Origin of the sequence: Leucobacter edaphi, from assembly GCF_016522535.1 — a bacterium.
Lineage (GTDB): Bacteria > Actinomycetota > Actinomycetes > Actinomycetales > Microbacteriaceae > Leucobacter > Leucobacter edaphi.
In genome coordinates this window covers 218,765-244,462 of record NZ_JAEHOI010000002.1, presented here as the reverse complement: position 1 = coordinate 244,462, position 25,698 = coordinate 218,765, and the positions used below count along the sequence as shown (strand labels likewise).

25 protein-coding genes are annotated in these 25,698 nt (G+C 71.0%); 7 read left to right on the top strand and 18 right to left on the bottom strand.

Features of this window, described 5'->3' with window-relative positions; genetic code table 11:
- Window positions 1–69 precede the first annotated feature (69 nt).
- The gene (locus tag JD292_RS02495) at window positions 70–4,224 is read left to right on the top strand and encodes a DUF3418 domain-containing protein (protein ID WP_200131151.1); all 4,155 of its coding nucleotides are present in this window, start codon (window positions 70–72) and stop codon (window positions 4,222–4,224) included.
- 58 nt (window positions 4,225–4,282) lie between these two features.
- Here the strand turns inward: JD292_RS02495 and JD292_RS02490 are convergent, their stop codons facing one another.
- Window positions 4,283–4,771: a YflT domain-containing protein gene (locus JD292_RS02490; RefSeq protein WP_233613241.1), complete on the bottom strand. Its 489-nt coding sequence runs from the start codon at window positions 4,769–4,771 to the stop codon at window positions 4,283–4,285.
- Window positions 4,772–4,936: 165 nt separating this feature from the next.
- On the opposite strand from JD292_RS02490, the gene JD292_RS02485 reads away from it, so the two are divergent.
- The 3 genes from JD292_RS02485 to JD292_RS02475 all read left to right on the top strand — a co-directional run bounded on the left by JD292_RS02485 (window position 4,937) and on the right by JD292_RS02475 (window position 8,114).
- Entirely contained in the window at window positions 4,937–6,205 is a 1,269-nt protein-coding gene (locus JD292_RS02485) for a magnesium transporter MgtE N-terminal domain-containing protein (protein WP_200131150.1), read from the top strand.
- Window positions 6,202–6,906 carry a DUF1003 domain-containing protein gene (locus JD292_RS02480; protein ID WP_200131149.1) on the top strand — a complete coding sequence of 235 codons (705 nt, stop codon included), beginning with the start codon at window positions 6,202–6,204 and terminating at the stop codon, window positions 6,904–6,906. The genes JD292_RS02485 and JD292_RS02480 overlap by 4 nt, the downstream gene beginning before the upstream one ends.
- Before the next feature lie 119 nt (window positions 6,907–7,025).
- On the top strand, window positions 7,026–8,114 hold the full coding sequence (locus JD292_RS02475; protein ID WP_233613380.1) for a P-loop NTPase: 1,089 nt from the start codon (window positions 7,026–7,028) through the stop codon (window positions 8,112–8,114).
- 147 nt (window positions 8,115–8,261) lie between these two features.
- Here the strand turns inward: JD292_RS02475 and JD292_RS02470 are convergent, their stop codons facing one another.
- Complete coding sequence (locus JD292_RS02470; protein ID WP_200131148.1) at window positions 8,262–8,486, bottom strand: hypothetical protein; 225 nt, start codon at window positions 8,484–8,486, stop codon at window positions 8,262–8,264.
- A 168-nt stretch (window positions 8,487–8,654) separates the two neighbouring features.
- Window positions 8,655–9,029, bottom strand: a complete 375-nt coding sequence (locus JD292_RS02465) for a twin-arginine translocase TatA/TatE family subunit (protein WP_200131147.1) — start codon at window positions 9,027–9,029, stop codon at window positions 8,655–8,657.
- Window positions 9,030–9,186: 157 nt separating this feature from the next.
- On the opposite strand from JD292_RS02465, the gene JD292_RS02460 reads away from it, so the two are divergent.
- Both JD292_RS02460 and JD292_RS02455 read left to right on the top strand, forming a co-directional pair.
- Window positions 9,187–9,819 carry an O-methyltransferase gene (locus JD292_RS02460; RefSeq protein ID WP_200131146.1) on the top strand — a complete coding sequence of 211 codons (633 nt, stop codon included), beginning with the start codon at window positions 9,187–9,189 and terminating at the stop codon, window positions 9,817–9,819.
- Window positions 9,820–9,898: 79 nt separating this feature from the next.
- Entirely contained in the window at window positions 9,899–10,117 is a 219-nt protein-coding gene (locus tag JD292_RS02455; RefSeq protein WP_200131145.1) for a hypothetical protein, read from the top strand.
- 93 nt (window positions 10,118–10,210) lie between these two features.
- Here the strand turns inward: JD292_RS02455 and JD292_RS02450 are convergent, their stop codons facing one another.
- Entirely contained in the window at window positions 10,211–10,381 is a 171-nt protein-coding gene (locus JD292_RS02450; RefSeq protein ID WP_200131144.1) for a DUF3117 domain-containing protein, read from the bottom strand.
- 155 nt (window positions 10,382–10,536) lie between these two features.
- Window positions 10,537–11,643: a succinyl-diaminopimelate desuccinylase gene (gene dapE, locus JD292_RS02445; protein WP_369411113.1), complete on the bottom strand. Its 1,107-nt coding sequence runs from the start codon at window positions 11,641–11,643 to the stop codon at window positions 10,537–10,539.
- A gap of 47 nt (window positions 11,644–11,690) precedes the next feature.
- On the opposite strand from dapE, the gene dapD reads away from it, so the two are divergent.
- The gene (gene dapD, locus JD292_RS02440) at window positions 11,691–12,647 is read left to right on the top strand and encodes a 2,3,4,5-tetrahydropyridine-2,6-dicarboxylate N-succinyltransferase (protein ID WP_200131538.1); all 957 of its coding nucleotides are present in this window, start codon (window positions 11,691–11,693) and stop codon (window positions 12,645–12,647) included.
- Window positions 12,648–12,842: 195 nt separating this feature from the next.
- On the opposite strand, the gene JD292_RS02435 is transcribed toward dapD, so the two are convergent.
- From JD292_RS02435 to JD292_RS02375, 13 genes are all read right to left on the bottom strand, one after another.
- Entirely contained in the window at window positions 12,843–13,250 is a 408-nt protein-coding gene (locus JD292_RS02435) for a hypothetical protein (RefSeq protein ID WP_200131143.1), read from the bottom strand.
- Window positions 13,251–13,433: 183 nt separating this feature from the next.
- Window positions 13,434–14,732, bottom strand: a complete 1,299-nt coding sequence (locus JD292_RS02430) for a citrate synthase (protein WP_200131142.1) — start codon at window positions 14,730–14,732, stop codon at window positions 13,434–13,436.
- Between the two features lie 183 nt (window positions 14,733–14,915).
- Window positions 14,916–16,019, bottom strand: coding sequence for a succinyldiaminopimelate transaminase (dapC, locus tag JD292_RS02425; protein ID WP_200131141.1), 1,104 nt, complete (start codon window positions 16,017–16,019; stop codon window positions 14,916–14,918).
- 1 nt (window position 16,020) lies between these two features.
- On the bottom strand, window positions 16,021–16,341 hold the full coding sequence (fdxA, locus tag JD292_RS02420; RefSeq protein ID WP_200131140.1) for a ferredoxin: 321 nt from the start codon (window positions 16,339–16,341) through the stop codon (window positions 16,021–16,023).
- A gap of 161 nt (window positions 16,342–16,502) precedes the next feature.
- Window positions 16,503–17,114: a hypothetical protein gene (locus JD292_RS02415; RefSeq protein WP_200131139.1), complete on the bottom strand. Its 612-nt coding sequence runs from the start codon at window positions 17,112–17,114 to the stop codon at window positions 16,503–16,505.
- A 16-nt stretch (window positions 17,115–17,130) separates the two neighbouring features.
- Complete coding sequence (gene argB, locus JD292_RS02410; protein WP_200131138.1) at window positions 17,131–18,033, bottom strand: acetylglutamate kinase; 903 nt, start codon at window positions 18,031–18,033, stop codon at window positions 17,131–17,133.
- Window positions 18,034–18,040: 7 nt separating this feature from the next.
- Window positions 18,041–19,213 carry a bifunctional glutamate N-acetyltransferase/amino-acid acetyltransferase ArgJ gene (gene argJ, locus JD292_RS02405; protein ID WP_200131137.1) on the bottom strand — a complete coding sequence of 391 codons (1,173 nt, stop codon included), beginning with the start codon at window positions 19,211–19,213 and terminating at the stop codon, window positions 18,041–18,043.
- A 22-nt stretch (window positions 19,214–19,235) separates the two neighbouring features.
- Complete coding sequence (gene argC / locus JD292_RS02400; RefSeq protein WP_200131136.1) at window positions 19,236–20,297, bottom strand: N-acetyl-gamma-glutamyl-phosphate reductase; 1,062 nt, start codon at window positions 20,295–20,297, stop codon at window positions 19,236–19,238.
- Between the two features lie 209 nt (window positions 20,298–20,506).
- Window positions 20,507–21,283, bottom strand: a complete 777-nt coding sequence (locus tag JD292_RS02395) for an enoyl-CoA hydratase-related protein (RefSeq protein WP_200131135.1) — start codon at window positions 21,281–21,283, stop codon at window positions 20,507–20,509.
- Window positions 21,284–21,324: 41 nt separating this feature from the next.
- Window positions 21,325–22,467, bottom strand: a complete 1,143-nt coding sequence (locus JD292_RS02390) for a bifunctional 2-methylcitrate synthase/citrate synthase (RefSeq protein ID WP_200131134.1) — start codon at window positions 22,465–22,467, stop codon at window positions 21,325–21,327.
- Window positions 22,468–22,546: 79 nt separating this feature from the next.
- Window positions 22,547–23,461 carry a methylisocitrate lyase gene (gene prpB / locus JD292_RS02385; RefSeq protein ID WP_200131133.1) on the bottom strand — a complete coding sequence of 305 codons (915 nt, stop codon included), beginning with the start codon at window positions 23,459–23,461 and terminating at the stop codon, window positions 22,547–22,549.
- Window positions 23,461–24,984, bottom strand: a complete 1,524-nt coding sequence (locus JD292_RS02380) for an MmgE/PrpD family protein (RefSeq protein WP_200131132.1) — start codon at window positions 24,982–24,984, stop codon at window positions 23,461–23,463. Before JD292_RS02380 ends, prpB begins: the two co-directional genes overlap by 1 nt.
- The gene (locus tag JD292_RS02375; RefSeq protein ID WP_200131131.1) at window positions 24,981–25,631 is read right to left on the bottom strand and encodes a GntR family transcriptional regulator; all 651 of its coding nucleotides are present in this window, start codon (window positions 25,629–25,631) and stop codon (window positions 24,981–24,983) included. Before JD292_RS02375 ends, JD292_RS02380 begins: the two co-directional genes overlap by 4 nt.
- Window positions 25,632–25,698: the final 67 nt, after the last annotated feature.

Here is a 25,698-nt window from a genome sequence, read left to right as displayed (position 1 = left end):
CCGCACGCGCGCGCAATCCCGCGACACTCACGCCGCCCGCCCGCGCGCCCCTGCGATAATGGGCGGGTTATGACGAACCCCGTGCGCATCGAGCTGCCAGAGCATCTTCCGGTCTCCCGGATGCGGACCGAGATCGAGGCCGCGATCCGCGATCACCAGGTCGTGATCGTCGCGGGCGAGACCGGATCCGGCAAGACGACGCAGCTCCCGAAGATCGCGCTCGCGATGGGGCGCGAGCGGATCGCGCACACCCAGCCGCGCCGGATCGCCGCGCGCACGATCGCGGAGCGCATAGCCGAGGAGCTCGGCTCCGAGCTCGGTGGGCTCGTCGGCTACCAGGTGCGGTTCACCGACAAGGTCTCGGCCGACACGAAGATCCGCCTGATGACGGACGGCATCCTGCTGAACGCGATCCACCGGGACCGCGATCTCACCGCCTACGACACGATCATCATCGACGAGGCGCACGAGCGCAGCCTCAACATCGACTTCCTGCTCGGCTACCTCAAGACCCTGCTGCCCCGCCGCCCCGACCTCAAGGTCATCATCACGAGCGCGACGATCGACCCAGAGTCGTTCGCCCAGCACTTCGCGGACCACGCGAGCGGCGAGCCCGCCCCCATCATCGAGGTCTCCGGGCGCACGTATCCGGTCGAGCTGCGCTACCGGCCGCTCGTCGAGAAGGTCGAAGTCCCTGATCCGAAGGGAGGCGCGCCGAAGGTTCGCACGGTCGAGCGCGACCTCTTCGACGCGATCGGCGAGGCCGTCGACGAGCTCGGTCGCGATGCGCCAGGCGACGTACTCGTCTTCCTGTCGGGCGAGGCGGAGATCCGCGACGCCGCCGACGCGCTCAACGGTCGCCTGCGCGGCGGCTCGCGGGGCCGCGCCCAGCGCACCGAGATCCTCCCCCTCTACGGCCGCCTGAGCGCCGCCGAGCAGCACCGCGTCTTCGAGCCCGGCGCGGGTGGCACGCGCCGGATCGTGCTCGCCACGAACGTCGCCGAGACCTCGCTGACGGTGCCGGGTATCCGATACGTGATCGACGCCGGCACCGCCCGCATCTCGCGGTACAGCGCGCGCAGCAAGGTGCAGCGGCTCCCCATCGAGGCGATCTCGCAGGCCAGCGCGAACCAGCGCTCCGGCCGCTCGGGCCGCACGAGCGACGGCATCGCGATCAGGCTCTATTCCGAGGAGGACTTCCTCGGCCGGCCCGAGTTCACGGAGCCCGAGATCAAGCGGACGGGGCTCGCCTCGGTCATCCTGCAGATGCTCGCGCTCGGCCTCGGCGACATCCAGGGCTTCCCGTTCCTCACTCCCCCCGATCAGCGCGGGATCGCCGACGGCCTCGGCCTCCTCACGGAGCTGGGCGCGGTGCGCGCGGCCGGATCCGGATCGGCACCGGCGAACGGGCGACCGGGCGAGCGCGGCGAGGATCGCAGCGGCGAGCGCGGAACGGGCCGCGGGCGCGGACGCGGCGGATCAGGCCGCGGCGGCTCCGGGCGGGGCGGCGCGAGCCGCGGCCGCACGCGCGGCACCCACGAGATCACGGGCGTCGGTCGCGAGCTCGCCCGGCTCCCGATCGAGCCGCGCTTCGCGCGCATGGTCGTCGAGGCGCGTCGGCACGGCGTTGTCGACGAGGTGCTCGCGATCGTCGCCGGCCTCACGATCCAGGACGTGCGCGAGCGCCCGCAGGCGGAGCGCGGCCGCGCCGACGAGCTGCACGCCCGCTTCGCCGATCCGCAGGGCGACCTCATGACGCTGCTCAACCTGTGGAACTATCTGCAGGAGCGGATGGATGAGCTGTCGTCGAGCGCGTTCCGGCGACTGTGCAAGGCCGAGTATCTGAACTTCCTGCGCGTGCGCGAGTGGATGGACCTGTTCCGGCAGCTGCAGCGCGCCCAGCGCTCCGGCGGCGATCGGCGCGGCGGCAACGGTGGCGAGCGCGGCGGCAGCAAACGCCGCAACGCCCCCGAGGGTCCGCGATCCGGCGCGGGATCCGTCGCCGCCCGGATCGACCCGAACGCAATTCCGGCGCCCGCTGGCGGCGCCCCGTTCGAGGCGATCCACCGATCCGTGCTCGCGGGCCTCCTCTCGCAGCTCGGCGTCCGCGACGACCGCCAGGATCGCCGCGTCGCCCAGGGCCGCAACGTGCCGGGGGCGGTGAAGCGCAAGCCGGCACAGGAGTTCCTCGGCTCCCGCGGCACCCGCTTCGTGCTCTATCCCGGATCCGTCCTCGCGAAGAAGCCGCCAGAGGTCGTGATGAGCGTCGAGCTCGTCGAGACGTCGCGCCTGTTCGCGCGCTCGAACGCGGTCGTCGATCCGGCGTGGGCCGAGGAGCTCGCAGGCCCCCTCGCGAAGCGCCAGATCGGCGAGCCGCACTGGGAGAAGTCGCAGGGCGCTGCCGTCGCGCTCGAGCGGGTTACGCTCTACGGCGTGCCGATCGTGCAGGGCCGGCGCGTGCAGCTCGCCCGCACCGATCCCGAGCACGCCCGCGAACTGTTCATCCGGCACGCGCTCGTCGAGGGCGAGTGGGATTCGCCGCAGGCCTTCGACCGCGCGAACCGGCAGCTGCGCCGCGAGCTCGAGCAGCTCGAGGAGCGCACGCGGCGCCGTGACATCCTGATCGACGACGAGGCGATCTTCGAGTTCTACGACGCCAGGATCCCCGCCGACGTGCACTCGACCAGGGGTTTCGAGGGCTGGTGGAAGGAGAAGCGGCGGCAGGACCCGCAGTTCCTCCACATGCGCCGCGAGGACCTCATCGAGGACGAGGCCGACGAGGTCGACGAGGCCGAGTTCCCGCGCCAGTGGCGGCACGGCGACCAGACGCTGCGGCTGAAGTACCGCTTCGACCCGACGTCGGAGGAGGACGGCGTCACGGTCAACGTTCCCCTGCCGCTCCTCCCCCGGCTCGACGGCGGCGACTTCGAGAAGCTCGTGCCCGGGCTCCGCCAGGAGCTCGTCACGGCACTGATCAAGACCCTGCCGAAGGCGATCCGCAAGCACGTCGTGCCGGCGGCGGACTGGGCGAAAACCCTGCTCGCGGCCGTGGGAACGAATCTCGACGCGCCCGTGGCTCCCGGCACGCCAGCACCAGCGATCACGCAGCTGCTCGCCGACGAGATCCGTCGCCGCACGAGCGTCGTCGTCGCCCCCTCCGATTTCGATCCGTCGCGCCTGCCCGCGCACCTCACCCCGACCTTCCGCGTCGTCGACGGCCGCGGCCGCACCGTCGGCACCGGCAAGGATCTCGCCCAGCTGCAATCCCAGCATCGCGAGCAGGCGACGCAGGGCGTCGCGAAGGTCGCCGCAGCCGCGATGCCGAAGAGCGGCCTCGAGCGGACGGGCGTGACCACCTGGGAGTTCGGCGATCTGCCCCGGCACGTGGACAGCCAGTTCGCGCGCGGCCGCGGCGGCGCCGGTGCCGGGGTCGTGCGCGCGTATCCGGCGATCGTGGATCGCCGGACGGGCGTCGACCTCCGCCTCGTCGCCGACGAGGCCGAGCAGCGCAGGGTCTCGGTGCGCGGCATCCGGCGGCTCGTGACGCTGAGTTCTCCCTCGCCAGCGAGCTACGTCCGCGACCACCTCTCGAACCAGGAAAAACTCCTGCTCGGGGCGGGCCCATATCGCACGCTCGAGCAGGCGATCGCTGATGTCTCGCTCGCCGCGGCGGACCGCGTGATCCGACGCCACGCCCCCGACGGACTCGTGTGGGACGCCGCGACGTTCCAGGCCATCACCGACGACTACGCCCGCACGCTCATCGACGAGATCTACGCGGCCATCTCGCTCCTGGCGCGCGTGCTCGATGGCGCCCGCCTCGCCCGCAAGGCGATCGACGCGGCCAAGTCGATCCAGGTGCTCGGGCAGGTCGCCGACGCGGCGAAGCAGATCGACGGCCTCGTCTTCGACGGCTTCGTCTCGCGCACGGGCCTCGACCGGCTCGAACGGCTCCCCGTCTACCTCGACGGGATCGTCGCCCGCATGAAGGGGCTCACCGAGCAGCCGGGTCGCGACCGCGCCTGGCAGAACGACATCGACCGCGCGCTCGCGCTCTACGCCGAGGCCGGGGGCCAGATCCCGCTGCCCGCAGACGCGCCCGAGCGGCTCGTGCGGGCGCGCTGGCAGCTCGAGGAGCTCCGGATCAGCCTGTTCGCGCAGCACCTGCGCACGGCCGAGCCGGTGTCGCTGCAGCGGTTCCAGAAGACGCTGCGCGCGGACTGATCGTCCCCGGAGCCGGCGACCGTGCCTCGGTCGGCGCCTCGCTCCGATCGGGCCGTGATCAGGCGGTGAGCATGCGGCGCGCCTCGCCGATGAGCTCCGGCTCCGTCACGAGGTCGTAGCGGCCGGCCACCATCTGCATCACCGAGGAGAAGTCGCGCCGGTTGCGATTCATCGCGTAGGACAGCACGCCGAAGAGCATGCCGAAGCCCGCGCCGATCGCGACGGCCGCGGCGAACACGCCGAGGATCGCCGCGTTGTCCGGCTGGAAGATGAAGAGCAGCACACCGAGGAAGAGACCCAGATAGGCGCCGGAAAGCGCGCCCATGAGCGCGACCCGGCCGTAGGTGAGCCGGCCCGTCACCCGCTCCACGCTACGCAGCTCGTTGCCGACGATGCTGATCTGCTGCACGGGGAATCCTGCGCGCGCCAGCACGTCGACCGCGTGCTTCGCATCCTCGTAGCGGTCGTAGGTCGACACGATGTCTCCCTTGGGCAGCTCCGGCATCATGGGGGCGCGGTTCGAGGGGACGGGACCAGGGGTACTCATGTCACCAGTCTCCCATGCGCCGCTGCGAACCGCGATGGAAGCGGCGCCGGGCCCGCGCGGATTCCCGCGAGAAACCCCGTCCGCGAGCGCGACACCCGGGCATGCGGAGCGCGCGTCGGGGCAACACGTCTGCCGATCGGCGATCCGGGGCGGTAGTTTATTGGGGTGAGTACTTCGAGGGTGTTTGTGGGTCGGCTGGCCGGGCGCGGGGTCTTCGATCCCGTCGGCGACCGGATCGGCAAGGTCCGCGACGTGCTGGTCGTCTTCCGCGAGGCGGCCGCGCCGCGCGTGGTCGGCCTCATCGTCGAGATTCCGGGCAAGCGGCGCGTCTTCGTCCCCATCTCCCGCGTCACGTCGATCGGTTCGGGCCAGGTCATCACGACCGGGCTCATCAACATTCGCCGCTTCGAGCAGCGCGCAGGAGAGGCCCGGATGATCGCCGAGCTGATCGGCCGAGATGTCGAGCTCCTCCCCGAGCGCCCCGGCGATCCGACGATCAAGGCGAGGATCGAGGACGCCGCGATCGAGCGCGCGCGATCCGGCGAGTGGATCGTGTCCGAGGTGTTCGTGCGGCTTCCCAAGACCGCTGGCGCCTTCACCCGCGGCGACTCCCGCATCGTCGGCTGGAACGATCTCAAGCTCCCCGCGCAGAACGCGACGGCGCAGTCAGCGGAACTCCTGATCCGAACGCTCGTTGATCTGAAGCCGGCCGACCTCGCCGAGGCGCTCCTCGAACTGCCGAGGCAGCGCATGCTCGAGGTCGTGCAGGAGCTGTCCGAGTCCCGCGTCGCCGACGCGCTCGAGGAGATGGCCGAGGCGGATCAGCTCGCGCTGCTCGCTCAGCTCCCCAAGGATCGCACGGCCGACGTGCTCGATCGCATGGAGCCCGACGACGCGGCCGACCTGATCGCCGCGCTCCCCGCCGCACAGGGCGAGCAGCTGCTCGACCTCATGGAGCCCGAGGAAGCCGAGGATGTGCGGCGCCTGCTCGTCTACGACGCGGACACGGCCGGCGGCCTCATGAGCCCCGTGCCGATCGTGCTGTCCGGCGAGTCGAGCGTCGCCGAGGGGCTCGCGATGATCCGTCGCGCCGAGATTCCGCCGGCGATGGCCTCCGCCGTGTACGTCACGCATCCGCCCTACGAGACGCCCACCGGCGAGTACGTCGGGATGGTGCACTTCCAGCGCATGCTGCGCTTCCCGCCCCACGAGAGCCTGTCCGCGCTGCTCGACCCCGAGATCGAGGCCGTCGCAGCGACCGCGAGCGCCGCCGAGGTCTCGCGCAGGCTCGCGAGCTACGACCTCGTTGCGCTCCCGGTGATCGACGAGCAGGATCGCCTCGTCGGCGTCGTCACGGTCGACGACGTGCTCGACCACCTGCTCCCCGACGACTGGCGCCACGCCGACGACGAAACGCCGGAGGCCGCCCGATGAGCCTGTTCAAAAAGTCCCCCGGCCTCGATGCTCCGCTCGCGACCGGCGGTCGCGGCCCCCGCGGCGCAGTCGATTCCGGCGGCGGCACCCGCGGCAGCAGCGAGCGCTTCGGCCGCTGGACGGAGAGCATCGCGCGCGGCATGGGCACGCCGTGGTTCCTCCTGATCCTCACCCTGATCTGCCTCGCATGGCTCGCCTGGAACTCCTACGGCCCCGAGGAGCTGCGCTTCGACTCCGCGGCGCTCGGCTTCACGGCGCTCACCCTCATCCTGTCGCTGCAGGCCTCCTACGCCGCTCCCATGATCCTGCTCGCGCAGAACCGGCAGGACGATCGCGACCGCGTGCAGATGGAGCAGGACCGGCAGCGCGCCGAGCGCAACCTTGCCGACACGGAGTTCCTCGCCCGCGAGGTCGTCGCCCTGCGTCTCGCGCTGCAGGAGCTCCCCGACCGGGAGATGCTGCGCACCGAGCTGAAGCAGCTCCTCGCCGAGCTCGAGGCGACGCGGGAGGAGCTCTCCGACGATCGCGAGACCGCCGCGCTGCGCGCCGCCGATGCCGTCGAGGCCGCGCACGGTGGCGGGAGCGGCACAGGTAGCGACGCCGGTAGCGGCAGCGACCCGGGCGCCGCGCCCGCCCCCGCTCGCGGCGCTGTTCCGGGCTCCGCTCCCGCGGGGGAAGGCGACGCGGAGCCGAAGCCGTGACCGGCGGCGAGCGGGAAGAACCCGCCGTTCCGGTGGACCCCGCAGCGGCCCGCGCCGCCGCGAGCCCGGCGGAGCGCGCCGTGTGGGCCGCGCTCGATCGCGTCCGCGACCCCGAGATCATGCGCCCGGTCACCGAGCTGGGCATGGTCACGGAGGTCTCCGTTGACGAGGCGGGAACGGCGAGCGTCGAGCTCCTGCTGACGATCGCCGGCTGCCCCGCCGCGCGCCGCATCGAGGAGGACACGGTCGCCGCCACCGCCTCGGCCGATGGCGTCACCGCAGCTGACGTCCGGATCGGCGTCATGACGCCAGCGGAGCGCCGCGCGTTCATCGAACGCGTGCGCGGCGACCGCGGCGCACGCGCCCCGCAGTTCGGGCCGGACTCGCTCACCCGGGTGATCGCCGTGACGAGCGGAAAGGGCGGCGTCGGCAAGTCCTCGATCACCGCCGGACTTGCCGTTTCGCTTGCCGAGCAGGGACTCTCCGTCGGCCTCGTCGACGCAGACGTGTTCGGCTTCTCGATTCCCGGCATCCTCGGGCTCGCCGCCGATGGCTCCATCACGCAGCCCACGCGCGTTGACGACATGATCCTGCCGCCCGTCGCTTTCGGGGTCAAGGTCATCTCGATCGGCATGTTTCTCGGCGACGCCGACCCCAGATCAACCGCGGTTTCCTGGCGCGGACCGATGCTGCATCGCACGATCGAGCAGTTCCTGCGCGACGTCTGGTTCGGCGACCTCGACGTGCTCCTCCTCGATCTGCCGCCCGGCACCGGCGATATCGCGATCAGCGTGGGGCAGTTGCTCCCCCAGGCCGAAGTGCTCGTGGTCACGACCCCGCAGGAGGCGGCCGCCGACGTGGCCGTCCGGAGCGCACTCGTGGCCCGCCAGACGGGTCAAACGGTGATCGGTGTGATCGAGAACATGGCCGGCCTCGCGCAGCCCGACGGTTCGGTGCTCGACCTCTTCGGCACCGGCGGCGGCGCGCTCGTCGCCGAGCGGCTCAGCGACGAGGAGCACGGCGAGGTCCCCCTCCTCGGCAGCGTCCCCCTGAGCCCCGGCTTCCGGATCGGCGGGGACACTGGCGAGCCCGCGGTGCTCAAGAACCCCGAGGATCCCGCCGCCGCCGAACTCCTCCGCGTCTCCCGCGCGCTGGCGCAGCGCGGCCGCGGACTCGCGGGGCGCTCGCTCGGCATCGCCCCGCGGTAGGCAGGAACGTTGTGAGGAGCGGCCTTGCAGTGCTGCTCCTCTTGTTCATCACTGTGCTCACTGGTGGCTCGCTGGCGCACCCTTCCGGTTCCTGAGAAGCTCGGGCTCTCACCGTCACCGCAAGTCGGGTGCCAGCCCGATGGAGGCCTACGCCGTGTCGGCGGTCACGGAGTGCTTCGGGCCACGACTCATCATTGCGGAGGCCGCAAGGCCAGCGAGCGCGAGAGAGACGGACGCAATCGGCCCGTTGGTCCAGTACCCGATTGCGGCGCCGCCGACGATAAGGGCTGACTGCAACGCGATTCGCGTCCACTTCGCCGTCGTGCCACGGATGGGTTTCGTATTCTCGTGGTGATCGAGGGGATGGGACATTCGCGTCTCCTTCACGATTTCATCGCGGAAAACCACCGGGAGATCGCAGCCTCCCTCCGAGCCAGGAGCGGCGATCAGTGAGGTCAAAGATACCGTGAGCCGGCGGCCATGACGAGAGTCATTGCGCAAAGAACGCGGCAAGCGCCTCGCCACGAGGAGTGAGTGCCCCTACGTCGCCTCGTCGTCGTAGCGCAGCCCGGGGTTCTCCGCGGCCTCCTCTTCGGCGACCCTGCGGCGCGATTCGGCGGCATCTTCCGCCCGCTTGCGCCGGGCCGCGAGCCGGGCGTCGGCCTCGTCCTCGACGAGGGCGTCCCGGATGATCCTGCGCGGATCGTACTGCCGCGGGTCGAGCTGCTTCCAGTCGACCTCGTCGAATTCCGGCCCCATCTCCTCTTTGAGGCGATCCTTCGCCCCGTCGGCCATCCGCTTGATGCTGCGGACGAGCTCTCCGAGCTTCTTCGCGTAGACGGGGAGACGCTCGGGACCGAGGACGAACATGGCGATCAGAAGAATCACCAGGATCTTGTCGAAGGTCAGGCCCATGATGCCCCATCGTAGCGCTCCTCGGCGGGCCAGAAGTACACGGGGCGCACCTTATTCCCCGGGAGTCGCGCGTGTGCGAATGATGGATCGGCCGCGCGGCTCTACTCTGGGAGATGCCCGCGCGGGGAGTGCGCGCTGGGCGAGATCCGGAGGAAACGTGAGCAAGCTCGAACGCAATTGGCAGTACGCGGAGCAGTACCCGACCGAGACCGCGGCCATCAGCCGCGCCCGTCGGCTCTCGCTGGAGCTCGGGATCGAGCCCGTCAGCCGCTCGGTCGGCGCCATGCTGTCCGGCCTCACGGTGCTGTCGCGCGCGGAGGCGATCTGCGAGATCGGCACTGGCGTCGGCGTCAGCGGCCTGTCGCTGCTGCGTCACGCCCCCGAGGCGACACTCACCTCCATCGAGATCGAGCCCGAGCATCTGCGCGAGGCCAAGACCGTGTTCGCCGAGGCCGGTATCCCCGCGGCGAAGCTGCGACTCATCGAGGGCGACGCGATGCACGTGATGCCGCGGCTCAACCTCGCCGCATACGATCTCGTGCTGCTCGACGCGGATCCCACCCGGCTCCTCGATCATCTCGAGCACGCGCTCGCCATCGTGCGCCCCGGCGGCAGCATCGTCGTGCCCGGTGCGTTCTCGCACGGCCGCGTCCCCGATCCGGCGGCGCGCGACGAGGCGACCCGGTCGATGCGCGATCTGCTCGCGGTCGTCGCGGACTCCCCCGCGATCGCTCCGATTCTCTCGCCAGCGGGCGATGGCGTGCTGACGCTCGTTCGCCTCGACGGGTAGCGCGTTCGGAACCCTTTCCGATCACCCTCGACACCTATGAGCTACACTTGTAGCACAGCATTCGAGGAGGTCGGCGGACATGCCCGGGAAGCGGAGGCGAGAGCCACGCTACTTCCTGTGGCTCGGGATCATTCTCTTCCTCGTCGGCGGCGCACTGGCGGTCGGTTCGGCGATGGCGGGCCCCGTGAGCCCGATCGGCATCGTCGTTCCGTTCTCCCTCGCCGCGCTCGGCGTCGGGTTCCTCTGGCACTGGCGGACCGAGCGCAGCCAGCGGCCTCCCGGCCCCGGTGATCCGTAGCTGCCTCCGGCCGGGCAGCGAAAAACCCCCGCGGATCAGGCGATCCTCGGGGGTTCTCGGGATGTATCGACGCGGGGCGTCGGGGTCGCTTTCCTAGCTGTCGAGCACGTTCGCGAGCACGTCGCGAAGCTCAGCGGCTTCCTGGTCGTTGACCGAGACGACGAGGCGTCCACCGCCCTCGAGGGGAACACGGACCACGATCAGTCGGGTCTCACGAACCGCTTCCATGGGTCCATCCCCGGTCCTCGGTTTCATCGCAGCCATGACGCCTCCTCGCAACTTTTGGTTTCTCACAGCCATTTTATCGGAAGCGGTCAGCCGGAAGCGAACCGGGTCCTGTGGAACACCGCGGAAACAAGCCGGAAACAGCCGATACGCGCTCCGGAATGCGCCCGGAGCGCACCCCTGACGGAGCGGCCTCAGGCGCCCCGCTCGAGCCAGGCGCGCAGGCCAGCGTAGCCCGCGTCGATCTGCGCGACGGGCACGCGCTCGTCGTCAGCGTGCGCGAGCAGCGGATCGCCCGGGCCGAAGTTCACCGCGGGAATCCCGAGAGCGGAGAAGCGGGAGACGTCGGTCCAGCCGAGCTTCGCGGTGGGATCGCCGCCGACAGCCGCCGCAAACCCCTGCGCGAGCGGGGCGTCGAGCCCGGGGCGGGCCCCCGCGGCCGAGTCGACGATCTCGACCGAGTCGGCATCGTCGAAGAAGACGCGCACCACATCGGCCGCCTCCTCCGGCGTGCGACTCGGGGCGAAGCGATAGTTGACCTCGATCGAGCAGTCGTCGGGGATGACGTTGCCCGCCACACCGCCGTCGATGCGAACCGCGTTGAGGCCCTCGCGGTACTCGAGGCCATCGACCACGATCCGCGCCGGCTCGAACGCCGCGAGCTTCGAGAGCGCGGCTCCCGCCCGATGGATCGCGTTCACGCCCATCCAGGCGCGCGCGGAGTGCGCACGCTTGCCCGCGTAGTGCACCCGCGCTCGCAGGGTACCGTTGCAGCCGCCCTCGATCCGCCCGTTCGTGGGCTCGCCGAGGATCGCGAAGTCCGCCTCGAAGAGCTCGGGGGCGTTGCGCATCGCGCGGCCGAGACCGCTGAGCGCGGACGATACCTCTTCGTGGTCGTACCAGATCCAGGTCACGTCGACGGCCGGTTCGGCAAGCTCCACCGCGAGCGCGAGTTGCACGGCCACCCCGGCCTTCATGTCGACGGTGCCGCGGCCCCAGATCATCGCCTCGCCGCTCACGTCATCGACGATGTCGCGCACGGGGAGGTTGTCGTTGATCGGCACCGTGTCCAGGTGGCCGGCGATCGCGACGCGACGCGCGCGGCCGAGCTCGGTGCGGGCGACGATCGTGTCGCCGTCGCGGTGCACGCTGAGGTGCGGTGCGCGCTCGGCGAGCAGGCGCTCCACGGCGTCGGCGATCGCGCGCTCATCCCCGGAGACGGAGGGGATGTCGCACAGCTGGCGGGTCAGGGCGACGGGGCCCTCGGACGGATCGATCACGGGAACGGGATTCTCAGGCACGCGTTCCAGCCTATCCCCGCGCCGATAGCATGGGAGCCATGACTGCCATGACTGCACCTCGACTCGCCTGGTCCTCTGGAATCTCCACCGTCGCTTCGGACGGCACCGTGCTCGACGCCTGGTTCCCCGCTCCCGAGCTCGGCGCGCGCCCGGAATTCCGCGACCCGTGGATCGCGCCGGCTGAGCTCGAGGAGCTGATCGGCAGCGACGACCGCCGCGGCGTCGAACTGCGCTTCGTCTCGCTCGAGATCGATCTCGACGCGGCGCCCGCCAGCACCGAGGACGCATACCTGCGCCTCCACCTGCTCTCCCACTGCCTCGTGCGCCCGAACGAGCTCAATCTCGACGGCGTCTTCGGCAAGCTGCCGAACGTGGCCTGGACCACCGCCGGCCCGATGCTGCCCGAGACCGCAGCCGAGCGGCTCCCCGCGCTGCGCCGCGCCGGCATCACGCTCGTGGGCCTCGACAAGTTCCCCCGCCTCACCGACTACGTCGTGCCCGCTGGCGTCCGGATCGCTGACGCCTCGCGCGTGCGCCTCGGTGCGCACCTCGCGCCGGGCACGACCGTGATGCACGAGGGCTTCGTCAACTTCAACGCGGGCACGCTCGGCGCCTCCATGGTCGAGGGACGCATCTCGCAGGGCGTCGTCGTGGGCGACGGCTCGGACATCGGCGGCGGTGCATCGATCATGGGCACGCTCTCCGGCGGCGGCACGCAGCGGATCACGATCGGCGAGCGCGCCCTCCTCGGCGCGAACTCCGGCGTGGGCATCTCGCTCGGCGACGACAGCGTCGTCGAGGCCGGCCTCTACGTCACCGCGGGAACGAAGGTCGTGCTCCCGCGCGGAACGGCCGATCGCCCGGGCGAGTCGGTCGAGGTCAAGGCCGTCGAGCTCTCGGGCCTGCCGCAGCTCCTGTTCCGCCGCAACTCCCGCACCGGGGCCGTCGAGGCGCTCCCCCGCGAGGGCTCGGGCATCGTGCTGAACGCCGCGCTGCACGCCTAAGCAGCTGCGAACGCGAGCGGGGGGGCCCCCGGGGGGGTGGGGCGGGGGGCCCCCCGGCAGACAGTGGGGGGGGCGCGCCCCCCCGCGCTCCACGCCTACCCCGGTGCTACCGCGTGGGGGCGCCCCCGTGGTTTGTCCCGGGGGGCCGCCCGCTGCCTTCCTGTGGGGAGCTCGACCCGCTCAGACTCGACCCGCTCAGACGAGTCTGGCGGCTCCCGGCAGCTCGATCCGGGCCGTCTCGGCCCGCTCCTCGGTGCGCTCAGAACGCGAGCGGCCGAACGCGACACCGCAGACCGCCGCGGTCGCCGCGATCGCCGCGCCGAGCAGGGCGAAGTCCTGAACGCCCCAGCGGTCGCGATCCGCAACGGGCCCGGTGCGGGGCGTCTCGAGCACGACCGGCTCCGCGGACGCGCTGGTGGTCTCGGGAATAATCTCGGCCTGCGTGGCGGGACGCTCGATCGACGCGGCGTGGGCGGCGGGGGCCGCGCCAGGGGCGAGCGCGGCCGTGGCGAAACCGGCGGCGGCGAGCGCGCCGGCGGCGATCAGGATCATGGTCGTTCGGCGACGGGAGAAGGCTGGGCGGCTGGCGAGACGCTTCGGCATTGCTGCTCCTCTGGACTCGTGGTGCGTGACCACTCCATTGGAACAGGCCAGAATGGCCGCGAGACGACGCCGGGGTGTCCCCCCGGTAGCCGCCGTACGGCGAAGCGGTCCAGAGGGAACGCCTCAGCGGCCGCATTGGGCCACACGGCGAAGGGGCCGTGCCGTTCGCCCCGGGATCAGGGGTTAGCGCTCGAGATGGCGCTCGCCCGAGCCCACGTACAGCTGCTGCGGGCGGCCGATCTTCGTCTGCTTGTCCTCGCGTGCCTCGCGCCACTGGGCGATCCAGCCGGGAAGCCGGCCGATCGCGAACAGCACCGTGAACATGCGCGTGGGGAAGCCCATCGCCTTGTAGATCACGCCCGTGTAGAAGTCGACGTTCGGGTAGAGCTTGCGCTCCTTGAAGTAGTCGTCCTCGAGCGCGATCTGCTCGAGCTCCTGCGCGAGACCGAGCAGCGGGTCGTTGACGCCGAGCTCGTCGAGCACGCGGCTCGCGCTCTCGCGCACAATGCGGGCGCGCGGATCGTAATTCTTGTAGACGCGGTGGCCGAAGCCCATGAGCTTCACCCCGTCCTCCTTGCGCTTCACCTTCTCGACGAAGGTCTCGACGCTCTGGCCCGAGTCACGGATCTGGGCGAGCATGTCGAGCACCGCCTCGTTCGCCCCGCCGTGCAGCGGCCCTGAGAGAGCGTTGATGCCCGCGGACACCGAGGAGAACATGTTCGCGCCGGTGGAGCCGACGAGGCGGACCGTCGAGGTCGACGCGTTCTGCTCGTGATCGGCGTGCAGGATGAGGAGCTTGTCGAGCGCCTCGACGAGCACGGGGTTCATCTCGTACTTCTCGGCCTTGTTGCCGAAGTTCAGGCGGAGGAAGTTCTCGACGAAACCGAGCTGGTTGTCCGGGTACAGGAACGCCTGCCCGATGGTCTTCTTGTGCGCGTAGGCCGCGAGAACCGGAAGCTTCGCGAGCAGCCGGATCGTGTTGACCTCGACGAACTCGGGCACGTTCGTGTCGAGCGAGTCCTCGTAGTAGGTCGACATGGTCTGGAGGCCGCCCGAGAGCACCGCCATCGGGTGCGCCGTGTGGGGCACGCCCTCGAAGTAGTAGCGCATGTCCTCGTGCAGGAGCGTGTGGCGACGGATCTCCTCGTCGAACGCCGCGAGCTGATCCGGCGTCGGGAGCTCGCCGTAGATGAGCAGGTACGCGACCTCGAGGAACGTCGACGCGCGCGCCAGCTCCTCGATCGGATAGCCGCGATAGCGGAGGATCCCCTGCTCACCATCGATATAGGTGATCGAGGACTTGGTCGACGCCGTGTTCACGAAGCCGTAGTCGAGCGCCGTGAGGCCCGTCTGCTTCGTGAGCGTGCTCGCGTCGAGCGCCGAGTGACCGTCAACGGACGAGACGATCGGGAATTCCGCGGTGCCTCCCGGGAAGCTCAGCTTCGCGGTGGGCTGGACCTGATTCTGGACCGAATCCGTCACATCGTCTCCTTGTGGGGTCTCGTGCAGGCTGGGGTCGGGTGCGACTCAGCCTTCCTCATACACCTTATCGGCTCTGCGGTGAGCGATTTCGCGTCTTCGGGGACGCGGCCGCCCGCCCAGAATATCTTGACGTCGAACGAAATGTCGATTCGGCGGCGCGCCATGACGCGGTGGGCCGCTCGATCAGACGGAGGATCGGAGCCGCTCGGCGGCCTCCGCGATCGCGTCGTCGCTCGCGGTGAGCGCGAGCCTGACGTGGCGCGGCGAGTGATCCCCGTAGAAGTGTCCGGGGCCGGCCACGATCCCGAGCCCGGCGAGGCGGTCGATGCTCTCCCAGGCGTCCTCGTCGCGCGTGGCCCAGAGGTACAGGCCCGCCTCGCTGCCCTCGATCCGGAACCCAGCGGCCTCGAGCGCGGGACGCAGCACGCCCCGACGCGCCCGATAGCGCTCGCGCTGCTCGGCGACGTGCGATTCGTCCGCGAGCGCCGCGAGCATCGCGGCCTGCACCGGCGCGGGAAGCATGAGCCCCGCGTGCTTACGGACGGTGAGCAGGCGCGCAACAAGCTCGGGGTCGCCCGCGAGGAACGCGGCGCGGTAGCCAGCGAGATTCGACTGCTTGCTCAGCGAGTAGACGCCGAGCACGCCGGTGTGGTCCGCGCCGGTGACCCGGGGATCGAGGATCGACGGGATCGGCTCGGCATCCCAGGGGGAATCCCAGCCGAACTCGGCGTAGCACTCGTCTCCCGCGATCACGGCCCCGAGCTCTCGCGCGCGATCGACCGCGCGGCGGAGCGCGGCGACGTCGAGCACGCGCCCGTCGGGGTTCGATGGTGAGTTGACCCAGATCAGACGGGCGTTCTCGGGCCAGTTGGCCGGATCGTCCTCGGCGACGGCCTCGGCCCCGACGAGGGCGGCGCCCATCGCATAGCTCGGGTACGCGATCCGCGGGAAGACCACGGCGTCGCCCGGTCCCAGACCGAGCAGCATCGGGAGCAGCGCGACGAGCTCCTTCGAGCCGACCGTGGGCAGCACGGCGTCGGGCGCGACGGTGACGCCGCGCCGCCTCCGGTACCAGTCCGCGATCGCCTCGCGTAGCTTCGGGGTTCCGGCCGTGGCCGGGTACGCGTGGGCGTCGGTCGCCGCCGCGAGTGCCTCGCGCACTCCGGCAGGGCTCGGATCGACGGGTGACCCGACGGAGAGATTGAGCGCTCCGCCGTCGTGGCGGGCCGCACGCTCGGCGTACGGCTGCATCGCGTCCCAGGGGTAGTCGGGCAGCGGCCCCCGCACGTTATTCGCCCTGCGGCGGGAGCGCCGCGATGATGGGGTGGTCGAAATCGTAGACGCCGGTCTTCGCCGCGCCGCCTGGTGAGCCGATCTCGTCGAAGAACTCGACGTTGGCCTTGTAGTAGTCGGACCACTCGCTCGGCAGATCATCCTCGTAGTAGATCGCCTCGACGGGGCACACGGGCTCGCAGGCTCCGCAGTCGACGCACTCGTCGGGGTGGATGTAGAGCGAGCGCTCGCCCTCGTAGATGCAGTCCACGGGGCATTCGTCGACGCAGGCGCGATCCTTCACGTCGACGCACGGGAGCGCGATCACATAGGTCAAGATGCCCGCCTTTCACTCGGGTGGAGCCTCCTGGGGCTCCCGGTCCGTTTCATCCTACTCTTGCGGACGGGGTCTGCTGCGCCGCGCCGTTGGCGCGTCAGGAGTCGGCCGGGATCGCGCGCGTCCCGAAGCGGTCGATTGCTTGCGGGATCGGGGCATCTTCACGGAGAAACGCGGGCGAGGAGCATCCCGGCGTCGACGACGAGCACGAGCCACGCTCCCCCGAACAGCGCCGGGGCGAACGGGAGCGCGCGGGCGGCCGGCCCCGCGCCGGCACCGCGCGGGGCCCGCACGCGCCGCCGCGCGATCCCCCGGAGGGCGGCGATGACGGCGGCGATGGCGGCGGCGAGCAGCATGCCCCAGAGGACGCCGGGCCAGCCCGTCGCGAATCCGAGGGCGAGCCCAGCAAGGGGTGCGGCTTTGACGTCGCCGCCGCCGAGGTGTCCGGGCGCGGCGAGCCAGAGCGCGAGCGCGCCCGCGAAGCACGCCAGGGCGGCCCCGAAGGTCTCGGCAAGCCAGGGCAGCGCGGGTGCCGGTGAGGGCCACGCGGCGGCTGCGCCCCCGGTCGCGGCCGGTTCTGGACCGGTCCACTCCCCCGTGGCCGCGCCGTGCGCGATGATGGCGGCCCCGGTGAGGCCGGCCGTGATGGCGAGGGCTGCGACGACGCCCCTGTTCGGGATGGTGCCGTGGCGCACATCGTGCGCGGCGAGCCCGGCCGACGCGATCGCGAAGCTCAGCAGGCCGAGCGCTGCGAGGCCCGCTGACACATCCACTGGCGGATGGCGCTGGCTACGGGGTGACCTCGGTGCCGATGCCGCGCTCGGTGAAGATCTCGAGCAGCACCGAGTGCGGCTCGCGACCGTCGATGATCGCGGCCTTCGGAACGCCGCCCTGCACGGCGTCGAGGCAGGCCCGCATCTTGGGGATCATCCCGGACTCGAGCTCCGGGAGGAGCGCTTCGAGGTCGGGGCTGGAGATCGACGACACGAGCGAGTCCCGGTCGGGCCAGTTGGCGTAGAGGCCGGCAACATCGGTCAGGATCACGAGCTTCTCCGCGCCGAGCGCGACGGCGAGCGCGGAGGCCGCGGCGTCGGCGTTCACGTTGAGCGAGTCCCCCGGGCGGTCGGCGTCGGGAGCGATCGAGGAGACGACGGGGATCAGACCGGCCTCGAGCAGGGCGAGCACCGGTTCGACGCGCACGTCGACGACGTCGCCGACGAGGCCGAGGTCGATCTGCTCGCCCTCGATGTCAATGGGAGCCCGGCGGCGGCCGATGAACAGGCCGGCGTCCTCCCCCGTCGTGCCAGCGGCGAGCGGGCCGTGGGCGTTGATCTGGTCGACGAGCTCAGGGTTCACTTTGCCGGTGAGTACCATGCGCACCACGCTCATCGCCTCCGGGGTCGTGACCCGGTATCCGCCCTTGAACTCGCTCTCGATGCCGAGCTTGCCGAGCATCTCGCTGATCTGCGGGCCTCCGCCGTGCACGATGACGGGCCGGATGCCGGTGTGGCGGAGGTACACGACGTCCTCGGCGAAGGCCGCGAGCAGCGCCTCGTCGACCATGGCGTTGCCCCCGAACTTGATCACCATGATCGCGTCACGGAACTTCTTGAGCCACGGGAGCGACTCGATGAGCACCTGGGCTTTCGCAGCTGCCTGATCGTGGTCGAGGGTCGAGGCCGTCGTTGTCATGCTGCTCCTAGCTCGAGTAGGCGCTGTTCTCGTGCACGTAGTCGTGCGTGAGATCGTTCGTGCGGATGGTGGCGGCGTGGGTGCCGGCGAACAGCTCGATCTCCACGCGCGTGCGGCGCGGCGTGAGGTCGCACTCCGTCACGGGCCGGTCGGGGCCGCCGGCGTGACACAGGCGGACGCCGTTGAAGGAGACGTCGACCTGATACGGATCGAACGCTGCGTCCGTCGTGCCGATCGCCGCGAGCACGCGCCCCCAGTTCGGGTCATTGCCAAAGATTGCGGCCTTGAACAGGTTGTTTCGAGCCACGGAGCGGCCCACCTCGACGGCGTCCTCGACGCTCGCGGCGCCGCGCACCTCGATGTCGATGTCGTGGCTCGCGCCCTCCGCGTCAGCCTGGAGCTGCGCGGAGAGGTCTTCGCAGACCCCGGCGAGTGCGACGGCGAACTCGTTCTCATCGGGGGTGACGCCGGACGCCCCCGACGCCAGGAGCGTGACCTGATCGTTCGTGGACATGCAGCCGTCGGAGTCGAGGCGGTCGAAGCTCACGTCCGTTGCGCGGCGGAGCGCACGGTCAAGGGCCTCGTCGTCGAGCAACGCGTCGGTGGTGATGACGACGAGCATCGTCGCGAGGCCGGGCGCGAGCATCCCGGCCCCCTTGGCCATCGCGCCGATCGTCCAGCCAGCACCCTCGTGCACCGCCGTCTTCTCGACCGAGTCGGTGGTGAGGATCGCGGCGGGCGCCGTTGTGTCATCGGCTGCGAGCGCGGCAGCGAGCGCGGGAACGTTATTCACAATCTTGTCCCGGAATGCCTGATCACCGGCGCCGATGAGGCCGGTCGAGCAGACGAGCACGGCCTCGGCGTCGACGGTGTCCCCGCCCTCGGCGGTGAGCGCGGAGGCGACGGCCTCGGCGGTGAGCCGCGTCGTCTCGTAGCCGAAGTCTCCGGTGAAGCAGTTCGCTCCCCCGGAGTTCAGCACGACGGCGCGCGCCGCGCCCTCCGCGGCGACCTTGCGGCTCCACAGGATGGGGTTGGCCTGGGCGCGGTTCGAGGTGAAGACCACGGCGCTCGCGCGCTCCGGTCCGTCGTTGACGACGAGCGCGAGATCGGGCTTGCCGGTGGACTTGAGTCCGACGGCGATGCCTGCCGAGCGGAATCCTGCTGGGGTCGTGACGGTCACGATGCGGTCCTTTCTGCGCGCCCTACGGGGCGACGCCGTTCACGCTGAGGCCCGTGGTCTCGGGAAGGCCGAGGGCGATGTTCGCCGATTGGATCGCAGCGCCAGCGGTTCCCTTGGCGAGGTTGTCGAGGGCGGCAACGATGACGACACGGCCCGCGGCCTCGTCGATCGCGAGGCCCATGAGGCAGGTGTTCGCGCCGATCGTGTCGGCGGTGCGCGGGAACACGCCCTCGGGGAGCACGTGCACGAACGGCTCGTCGGCGTATGCCGACTCCCACGCCTCGCGCACCCGCGCGGCGGGCGTGCCGGGCACGATCCGTGCGGTGGTGGTCGCGAGAATCCCGCGGCTCATGGGAACGAGCACCGGGGTGAAGCTCAGCGTGGGCGCCGCGGCGGCACCGGCCGCCCTGAGGGACTGGATGATCTCGGGGATGTGGCGGTGCGTGCCGCCGACCGCGTACGGGTTGGCGGTGCCCATGAGCTCCGCGCCGAGCAGGTGGGTTTTCGCCGCCTTGCCGGCGCCCGAGGGGCCAACCGCGAGCACCGAGACCAGATCGCCGGGTTCGATGACCCCGGCGGCGATGCCCGGGGCGAGCGACAGCGCCACGGTGGAGGCGTTGCAGCCGGGGGCCGCGATCCGATCGGCGCCCACGAGCGCCTCGCGCTGCCGCGTCACACCCCCGTCCGCGGCCCTGACCAGGAGTTCGGGAACACCGTAGCTCCACGCCTCGTGGTGCTCGCCGCCGTAGAACGCCTCCCAGTCTGCGGCGTCCCTGAGGCGATGATCGGCCCCGCAGTCGACGGCGAGACGAACGTTGCGCAGCTGCGCGGTCAGCTCGCCCGAGGCGCCGTGCGGGAGCGCGAAGAAGACGATGTCGTGACCGTCAAGCACTTCTGGGGTGGTCTCCTGCAGCGTGAGGCCCGCGAGGGAGCGCAGGTGGGGCTGGGACTCGATGAGCGGACGCCCTGCCGAAGAGTGCCCGGTCACCGTGCGGATCTCGAACTCGGGGTGCTCCGCGAGCAGCCGCAGCAGCTCTCCCCCGGCATACCCGCTCGCCCCGGCTACCGCAACGCTGAACGCCATCGACGCTCCCCTTCTCTGAATCGGCCGACCCGTCTATTCTGGCACCTCGCGGCACGCGGGGCGCCGACGGCCCGGAACCGTGGATGATTCGCGCGATTCCTGCGCGGTGCCGGGCCTGTGCACGACGGCCTCGCCACGGCCCGCCGCGACGGCAGCCGCCGCGCCACCACCGCAGCGCAGCGGCTATACCGCGGCCGGCCACCGGCGCTCTAGCGGTGCGTGAACTCGGGCGCGCGCTTCTCGGCGAAGGCCCGCATCCCCTCTTCCTGATCAGCGGTCGCGAAGGCGGCGGCGAAGGCCTGCCGCTCGAAGCGGAGCCCCTCGGCGAGCGGCATTTCCTGGGCAGCCTGCAGCGCGTCCTTCGCTGCGTAGACCGCGGGGAGCGACTTCGAGGCGATCGTCGCGGCGACCTTCGCCGCCTCGGCGAGGAGCTCGTCCGCGGGCACGACGCGCGCCACGAGGCCGGATCGCTCCGCCTCCTCAGCGCCCATCATGCGCCCGGTGAGCACCATCTCGGCGGCCTTCGCCTTGCCGACGGCGCGCGGCAGTCGCTGGGAGCCGCCGAACCCGGGCAGGATCCCGAGGTTGATCTCGGGCTGGCCGAACTTCGCGGTGTCCGCGGCGAGGATGAAGTCGCACATCATCGCGAGCTCGCAGCCCCCGCCGAGCGCGAAGCCCGCCACGGCCGCGATCACCGGCGTGCGCATCCGCTCGAAGCCGCCCCAGCCGGGGAACGGCCCGCCCGTGAGCATGTCCGTGTAGCTCTGATCGACCATCTCCTTGATGTCGGCGCCCGCGGCGAACGCCTTGGCCGAGCCCGTGATCACGATGCAGCCGATCCCCGGGTCGGCGTCGTAGGCGAGGGCGGCCTCGATGAGCTCGGTCACGAGCGTGGAGTTGAGCGCGTTGAGCGCCTCGGGACGGTTCAGGGTGATCGTGGCGACGCGTCCGTCAACGGCCGTCGTGATGCAGGTGGTCTCGCTCATGGTCTCCTCTTCGATTCCGGGCCCGGGCTGCTCGCGCCCGCTCACCCCAGGCTATCCCCGAGGTGCCGCTCGTCGGGGCCGTCGTATGCGGACAGGGGCCTGATCAGGGCGTTCGACGCGGCCTGCTCCCTGATGTGGGCGGTCCAGCCGACGATCCGCGCCGCGACGAACAGCGGCGTGAAGATCTCCGTGTCGAAGCCGAGCAGGCGGTACGCCGGTCCCGACGGGTAGTCGAGATTCGGGTAGATGCCCTTCCTGGACACGAACTCGCGCTCCAGTTCTGTGTAGACGCCCTGCAGCGCAGCGACGTCCGCGCCACCCTCCGCGAACAGCCGCTGCAGTGCGGCGTCCATCGTGGGAACGCGGGAGTCGCCCCGCTTGTAGACGCGATGCCCGAAGCCCATGATCTTGCGTTTCTTCGCGAGCGCCGCGTCGAGCCACGGCGCGACGTTCTCGGGGGCGCCGATCTCGTCGATGATGTGCATCACGGCCTCGTTGGCGCCGCCGTGCAGCGGCCCCTTCAGCGCGCCGATCGCCCCGACGACGGCCGAGTAGAGATCGGAGGTGGTCGAGGCGATCACCCGCGCCGTGAACGTCGAGGCGTTGAAGGAGTGCTCGGCGTAGAGGATGAGCGACACCCGGAACGCGTCGACGGCCGCGTCCGACGGCAGCTCGCCGAAGGTCATCCACAGGAAGTTGCGCGCGTAGTCGAGATCCTCGCGCGGCGCGATCGGATCCTGGCCCCTGCGCCCGCGCTGGATCGCGGCGATGATCGTGGGGATCTGGGCGAGCAGCTCGGTGGCGCGGCGCAGATCAGCATCGGGATCGGTCCAGGACGCCTGATCCAGCATCGTCGCGTCGAGCGCCCCGATGCGGCTCACGACCGTGCGGAGGAGGTCCATCGGGTGCGCGTCGCGCGGCATCCGGTCGAGCAGCTCGATCGTGCCGGGCGCGAGCTGGCGGAGCGAGCGCTCGCGGCGCTCGAACTCGGCGAGCTGCTCCGGATCGGGCAGTTCGCCGTTCCACAGGAGGTAGGCGACCGCCTCGAAGGGCTGGCCGGCCGCGAGCTCCTGCACGGGATACCCGCGGTAGAGCAGGCTGTTGGTCTCGGGGTTCACCTTCGAGATGGCCGTCGTGTCCACGACGACCCCGGCGAGGCCCTTCTTGATCTCGGTCTCTCCCATGGTCGCTCCTTCGCGTCGGGTGGTGCTCGGTCGGTGCGAGCGGGGCGGCAACCGGATCGGCGGCCGCCCCGCTCGCGGGTCAGTCCGCAGCGCGCGTGCGCTGCACCTCGAAGTTGAAGACGTTCGAGTCGAATCGGTTGTAGGCCTCGTAGTCGACGAGCTCGTAGAGCTCGGCGCGGTGCTGCATCTCGTCGAGCTTCGAGGTGAGCCGCCCCTCCTCGAGGAGCGTGTCGAGGGCCCGATCGGTCGCCCCCATCGCGATCCGCAGCATGGAGACGGGCCAGATCACGAGGTTCACGCCGACGTCGGCGAGCTGCTGCGTGGTGAACAGCTCGCTCTTCCCGAACTCGGTCATGTTGGCGAGGATCGGCACGTCGACCGCCGCCCGCATCGCCGCGAACTCGTCGAGCGTGCGCATCGCCTCGGGGAAGATCGCGTCGGCGCCCGCGTCGACGAGGGCACGCGCCCGGTCGAGCGAGGCCTCGAGTCCCTCCACCGCGCGAACGTCAGTGCGGGCCATGATCAGGAAGTTCGGGTCTCGGCGCGCGTCGACGGCCGCGCGGATCCGCTGCGCTGCCGTGCCGAGGTCCACGACCGACTTGCCGTCGAGGTGGCCGCAGCGCTTCGGGTTCACCTGGTCCTCGATGTGGGTACCGGCGAGCTCGGCATCCTCGAGCGTCTGGATGGTGCGTGCCACGTTCATGGGCTCGCCGAAGCCGGTGTCGGCGTCGACGATCGCGGGCAGCTCGGTGACGCGCGCGATCTGCTGCGCGCGCCCGGCGACCTCGGTCAGGGTGGTGAGGCCGATGTCGGGGAGCCCGAGGTCGGCGGAGAGCACCGCGCCCGAGATGTAGACCCCGTCGAAGCCCTTGCGCTCGATGAGCTTCGCCGACAGCGGGTTGAACGCACCGGGGAAGCGCTGGATCTGGCCGCTCGCGAGTCGCTCACGGAAGAGGCGGCGCTTCTCGGCCGGGGTCGTCTTCGAATACAGCATCAGAACAGTCCCTTCGGCGCGGAGGCGAGGTCGATGACGCCGGGGAGCGCGGTGAAGTTCAGCTCGCGCACCTCCTCGGCCGTGAGCTCGGGGAGCCGCTCCGCGAGCGCGAGGAAGCGGTCGATCTCCTCCGGGGCCAGCACGGGTTCCGCGAGCGTGCGGAACTTGCGGATGTAGTCGGGGCGCGCGAACGGTCGCGCGCCGAGCGGGTGCGCGTCGGCGACGGCGATCTCGTCGACGATCGTCTCGCCGTTCGCGAGCTCGATCTCGACGCGGCCGCCGAACGCCTTCTCGTCGGGGTCCTCCGAGTGGTAGCGGCGCGTCCACTCCGGGTCCTCGGCCGTCGTGACCCTGTGCCACAGGGCGACCGTGTCGGGGCGTCCGGCCCGCTCGGGGGTGTAGGAGTCGACGTGGTGCCAGCCGCCGTCCTGCAGCGCGACGGCGAAGATGTACGGGATCGAGTGATCCAGGGTCTCGCGCGAGGCCTTCGGATCGTATTTCTGCGGATCGTTCGCCCCGGATCCGATGACGAAGTGCGTGTGATGGCTCGTGTGCAGCACGATCCGTTCGACGTTCGCGGGATCGGCGAGCTCGGGATGCTCGCCGTGCAGTTTGCGGGCGAGATCGATCCAGGCCTGCGCCTGGTACTCGGCCGAGTGCTCCTTCGTGTAGGAATCGAGGATCGCGCGCTTCGCCTCGCCCGGCGCCGGAAGGGGGACCTCGTACGTGGCCTCCGGCCCGTCGAGGAGCCACGCGATCACGCCGTCCTCGCCCTCGTAGATCGGGCTCGGCGAGGTCTGGCCGCGCATCGCCCGGTCCACGGCCTCGACTGCCATCTTCCCCGCGAACGCCGGGGCGTGCGCCTTCCACGTGGAGATCTCGCCCTTGCGGCTCTGGCGCGTCGCCGTCGTGGTGTGGAGCGCCTGCGACACCGCCTGCGCGATCACCTCCGTGCCGAGCCCGAGCATCGTGCCGATTCCCGCCGCGGCCGAGGGGCCGAGGTGCGCGACGTGGTCGATCTTGTGCCGGTGCAGGCAGATCGCGCGCACGAGATCCATCTGGATCTCGTATCCGGTCGCGATGCCGCGGGCGAGCGCCGCCCCGTCGGCTCCGACGTGCTGGGCGACCGCCAGGATCGGCGGAATGTTGTCGCCCGGGTGGGAGTACTCGGCCGCGAGGAACGTGTCGTGGTAGTCGAGCTCGCGCACCGCGACGCCGTTCGCCCACGCCGCCCACTCGGGGCTCGTGCGCTCGCGGTCGAGCCCGAAGATCGAGGCGCCAGCGCCGCCGGTCGACACCGGGTGCGTGAGCGCCTGCGCGCGGGCCGCGACGATCGGGCCGCGGGCGAGGGAGGCCGCTGCAACCGCGGCATTGTCGATCACGCGGTTGATGATCATGTCCACGACCGCGGCATCGAGTGCGACGGGATCGGTCGCGACCTCGGCGATCTTCCAGGCGAGCTGGCCCTCGCGCGGCAGCTCTTCCTCGCTGCGGTGGACGCGGACGTGATGCGTGACGGTCATCGGGTTCCTTCCGGTTCCGCGGCCCCGAGGGTCGCGAGGATCGAATCGAGCGCGTTGCTCAGGTGGACGTGGGTGGCGTGCGCCGCGAGTTCGCTGTCTCCCGCGGCGATCGCGCGGGCGATCGTGGCGTGCTCGGCGACGGAGGCCGCGAGCCGCTCGGGGTGATCGCGGGCGATCCGGCGCGCGCGGGCGAGGTGCGTGCGCACCCCGCGAAGGGCCTGGCTGAGGAACGCGTTCCCCGCCGCTCGGCCGACCGCCTCGTCGTATCGCGCGATCAGGGAGTAGTAGCTGTCGGTCTCCCGCTCGGTGCCGGGCTTCGAGGCCGCGAACTCCTCGGCAAGGCGCGCGAACTCCGCGCGGTCGCCCCGCTGGGCCGCGATCCGCGCGGCGGTCTCCTCGAGCGCGCGCCGGACCTCGAAGAGGTGGCGGATGTCGGAGGCGGCGAAGTCCGACACGACGAGCACGCGCGGCGAGTGCTGCCGCACGAGACCGTCGGCGAGCAGCCGGCCGATGGCCTCGCGCATCGGGGTGCGGCTCACGCCGAGCCGCTCCGCCTGCTCGACCTCGGCGATCACGGCGCCCGGGGCGAGGGATCCCGTGTGGATCTCCTCGACGAGCGCGGCGTACGCTCGGTCACTCGCCCGCATGCTGCCCCTCTCGACACCTGCAGCGTATACACAAACACGCAGAGAGGCAAGAATTCGCCGTAAATAC

What these genes read in the sequence shown, in the direction of transcription:
- JD292_RS02390 (WP_200131134.1), bottom strand. Translation starts at nt 22,467, where the DNA reads ATGGGAGAGACCGAGATCAAGAAGGGCCTCGCCGGGGTCGTCGTGGAC.
- JD292_RS02450 (WP_200131144.1), bottom strand. Translation starts at nt 10,381, where the DNA reads ATGGCTGCGATGAAACCGAGGACCGGGGATGGACCCATGGAAGCGGTT.
- JD292_RS02480 (WP_200131149.1), top strand. Translation starts at nt 6,202, where the DNA reads ATGAGCCTGTTCAAAAAGTCCCCCGGCCTCGATGCTCCGCTCGCGACC.
- argB (WP_200131138.1), bottom strand. Translation starts at nt 18,033, where the DNA reads ATGACAACGACGGCCTCGACCCTCGACCACGATCAGGCAGCTGCGAAA.
- prpB (WP_200131133.1), bottom strand. Translation starts at nt 23,461, where the DNA reads ATGCTGTATTCGAAGACGACCCCGGCCGAGAAGCGCCGCCTCTTCCGT.
- JD292_RS02395 (WP_200131135.1), bottom strand. Translation starts at nt 21,283, where the DNA reads ATGAGCGAGACCACCTGCATCACGACGGCCGTTGACGGACGCGTCGCC.
- JD292_RS02380 (WP_200131132.1), bottom strand. Translation starts at nt 24,984, where the DNA reads ATGACCGTCACGCATCACGTCCGCGTCCACCGCAGCGAGGAAGAGCTG.
- JD292_RS02495 (WP_200131151.1), top strand. Translation starts at nt 70, where the DNA reads ATGACGAACCCCGTGCGCATCGAGCTGCCAGAGCATCTTCCGGTCTCC.
- JD292_RS02475 (WP_233613380.1), top strand. Translation starts at nt 7,026, where the DNA reads ATGCGCCCGGTCACCGAGCTGGGCATGGTCACGGAGGTCTCCGTTGAC.
- JD292_RS02435 (WP_200131143.1), bottom strand. Translation starts at nt 13,250, where the DNA reads ATGCCGAAGCGTCTCGCCAGCCGCCCAGCCTTCTCCCGTCGCCGAACG.
- argC (WP_200131136.1), bottom strand. Translation starts at nt 20,297, where the DNA reads ATGGCGTTCAGCGTTGCGGTAGCCGGGGCGAGCGGGTATGCCGGGGGA.
- JD292_RS02490 (WP_233613241.1), bottom strand. Translation starts at nt 4,771, where the DNA reads ATGAGTACCCCTGGTCCCGTCCCCTCGAACCGCGCCCCCATGATGCCG.
- dapD (WP_200131538.1), top strand. Translation starts at nt 11,691, where the DNA reads ATGACTGCACCTCGACTCGCCTGGTCCTCTGGAATCTCCACCGTCGCT.
- JD292_RS02470 (WP_200131148.1), bottom strand. Translation starts at nt 8,486, where the DNA reads ATGTCCCATCCCCTCGATCACCACGAGAATACGAAACCCATCCGTGGC.
- JD292_RS02465 (WP_200131147.1), bottom strand. Translation starts at nt 9,029, where the DNA reads ATGGGCCTGACCTTCGACAAGATCCTGGTGATTCTTCTGATCGCCATG.
- JD292_RS02375 (WP_200131131.1), bottom strand. Translation starts at nt 25,631, where the DNA reads ATGCGGGCGAGTGACCGAGCGTACGCCGCGCTCGTCGAGGAGATCCAC.
- JD292_RS02455 (WP_200131145.1), top strand. Translation starts at nt 9,899, where the DNA reads ATGCCCGGGAAGCGGAGGCGAGAGCCACGCTACTTCCTGTGGCTCGGG.